Origin of the sequence: Humibacter sp. (assembly GCF_051954055.1) — a bacterium.
Classification (GTDB): Bacteria; Actinomycetota; Actinomycetes; order Actinomycetales; family Microbacteriaceae; genus Humibacter.
This window is the reverse complement of record NZ_JBQCIE010000077.1, coordinates 1-2,624: the sequence shown is the minus strand read 5'-3', so window position 1 is coordinate 2,624 and position 2,624 is coordinate 1. Positions and strand designations below refer to the sequence as shown.

The window sequence follows — 2,624 nt, the reverse complement described above, 5'->3', positions numbered from 1 at the left end:
CCCCGCCCGCACTGGCGCAGCATTCATGCCGCCACCCTAGAACCGACCGGAGCGCTATGCCAGTGTCCCGCACCGGTATGGGCCGTGGTGCGTTGGCATGCGCCACACGAATCGGCTTCCGCCACAGGAAAAACGTGTAGCGCATGCCGATGGCTGTAGCGCGAGGAACTGGGGATGTAGCGGATGCCGACTCTTGTAGCTCCAGCGGCCGCATCACAGGTCAGACGTGGTCGCGCCAGGAGTGCTGCGGATCGTAGCCGAGCAGGCGACGCGCCTTGTCGATCGAGAGCATGGTGTCGTGCTCACCGAGGTCGCGTGCGACCGGAACGTCGGCGAATTCGGCGGTGGCCAGCTCGGCGTTCGGCCGGTTCGACACGGTGTCCGCTGCGGCAATGATGAAGACGTCGAAGCCGTGCGCCTGCGATTCCAGCGCCTTGAGGATGGCCTGCGAGCCGTCGCGCGCATCGATGTAGCCCCAGGCGTTCCAGCGCCGGTTCTTCGTGTCGGCGTCGTACCCGGGGAAGGCCGCATAGTCCTCCGGGTCCATCACGTTCGAGAACCGCAGGGCGATGATCTTGAGCTCGGGATCCCACCTGGTGAACTGCCGCGCCATCGTCTCCTCGAGGTGCTTGACCAGCGAGTACGTGGACTCCGGACGGCCCGGGTACTCCTCGTCGATCGGCAGGTAGGGCGGGTCCTCGTCGAATGGCAGGCCGAGCACCGTCTCGCTCGACGCGTACACGATGTTGCGGATGCCGAGCGTTCGCGCCGCCTGGAACACGTGGTACGTGCTCAGGATGTTGTTCTCGAAGGTGGCGACATCGCTCCGGATGCCAGGGGCAGGGATCGCGCCGAGGTGCACGATCGCGTCGTATCCGGTCTGCCTCGTACCCTCGTGCACTCCGGCGAGCGCGTCCACCACCTGGCCGTAATCCTTCAGGTCCACCTGCAGAAAACCGGGGCCGCGGATGCCGGTCACATCGAACGAGGTGACGTCGTGGCCCGCGTCGCGGAGGACCCGCACCGCCGTTCGTCCGAGCTTGCCTGATCCACCGGTGAGAGCGATATGCATGAGCGACAGTCTGGCACCGTGACCCCAAGCCCAGGGTCGTTGGTTGAGTTCGCCGTTGCCCGGCGCGCCCGTACCGCTGCGAGCTAGCCGGGCCATCTCGTGTCTGGATTCGGAACAGTATTCGATATTACCGATCAAATGCCGGCCAGTTTCGGATCTCTGTCCGCGTGTGGGCGATGAGTCTCCTATTGATATTCGTTGCTTTGTTCGATTTAGCGGGGTAGGATGGGCACATGTCCTCAACGGTGGAGCGTCTGGAAGAAGCCACGCAGCGTGCGTGCTCGGCTCTTCATCGCTCGGCAACGAACGCGCTTCAGCCCGGCGCGGGTTGCGTCGACCGGAGCGATGCGGACGTGCCGTCACTGGTGCAGCTGGTCACGGCGCTCGATGATGACGCGCTCGCACGGTTGATGTCGGATGCGGCGCGCGGTCGCGCGGAGTTCGACACGATCATCACGGTCGCCGCCGGCGTCGCCGCGAAACGATCCGAGCGCTCACAGGGGCAGGCGGGGCTTGCGCAGCGGAACGGGCACCGTAACGCCGTGCGCTTCGTGCAATCGGTCACCGGTGCCAGTCGCGGCGAAGCCGCGCGGCAGGTACGCCTCGGCGGGGCGATGGGCGAAGCCGACGCGGCAGAACAGCTCCTCCGGCAGGTACCCACCGCCTCGACCGATGACAGGCCGGCCGGGGATGCTGCGGCGGACGACGGCACCACTCCTGAAACAGGCATCGGCATGGACGGCCATGATGCAACGGATGCGCCGAAGACACCCGCCGTGCTGCCGTGGAGCCATCCCGTGACATCCGCGGTCGGCACCGGCGTCATCACTCCTGCAGCGGGCGACGCGATCGTCCGCGGACTCGGTGAACCGAGCCCGACCTGCGGTACCGAGACCCTCCGGGCGGCAGCAACCGAACTCGTCGAGGACGCGCGGAAGACACACATTGACGAGCTGTTCCGCACGGCGCGACACCTGCGCGACGAGATCGACCCGGCCGGTGTTCAGGAACGATGGCAGAAGCGTTACGACAACCGGTCCTGGGTCATGAGGCGCAACAACGACGGGCAACTGACCGCTCACGTCGTCTTCGACGATGAATCCGGCGTCTTCGCCACACAGCTGCTCGACATAGCACTCAGCCCACGCCGCGGCGGCCCTCGATTCATCTCTGAAGCAGAACGAGCCTGGGCGAACACGCTCATCGACGACCCTCGTACAAACGAGCAGTTGGCATTCGACACCATGCTGGACGTCCTCCGCTGCGGAGCCGCATCCGACGACTCGACGACGTTCCGCACCCATCGTCCGGCCGTCCGGGTACTGGTCACGCGCGACGAGAACTCAGTGTCCGGCATCACCGACAATGTCGGCCACCTCGAAGGAAGCCACGACGCGATACCCCTGGCTGCGGTGCAGAGTCACCTCTGCGATGCGGGCTCCCAACAACTGATCGTCGACAGCTGCGGAAACCCGCTCGACCTCGGCCGGGAACAACGACTCTTCTCCCTCAAGCAGCGCAGCGTTCTCCGGGCGCGCGACGGTGGATGCCT

2 protein-coding genes are annotated in these 2,624 nt (G+C 65.9%); one reads left to right on the top strand and one right to left on the bottom strand.

The window, feature by feature from the left end; all coding sequences use genetic code 11:
• Positions 1 to 220: 220 nt before the first annotated feature.
• Positions 221 to 1,072 (bottom strand): NAD-dependent epimerase/dehydratase family protein, encoded by an 852-nt coding sequence (locus ACTHNC_RS08550; RefSeq protein ID WP_440294177.1) that lies wholly within the window; start codon positions 1,070 to 1,072, stop codon positions 221 to 223.
• 233 nt (positions 1,073 to 1,305) lie between these two features.
• On the opposite strand from ACTHNC_RS08550, the gene ACTHNC_RS08545 reads away from it, so the two are divergent.
• On the top strand, positions 1,306 to 2,624 hold a 1,319-nt coding region (locus ACTHNC_RS08545; protein WP_440294176.1), incomplete at its 3' end, for a DUF222 domain-containing protein.

What these genes read in the sequence shown, in the direction of transcription:
- ACTHNC_RS08550 (WP_440294177.1), bottom strand. Translation starts at nt 1,072, where the DNA reads ATGCATATCGCTCTCACCGGTGGATCAGGCAAGCTCGGACGAACGGCG.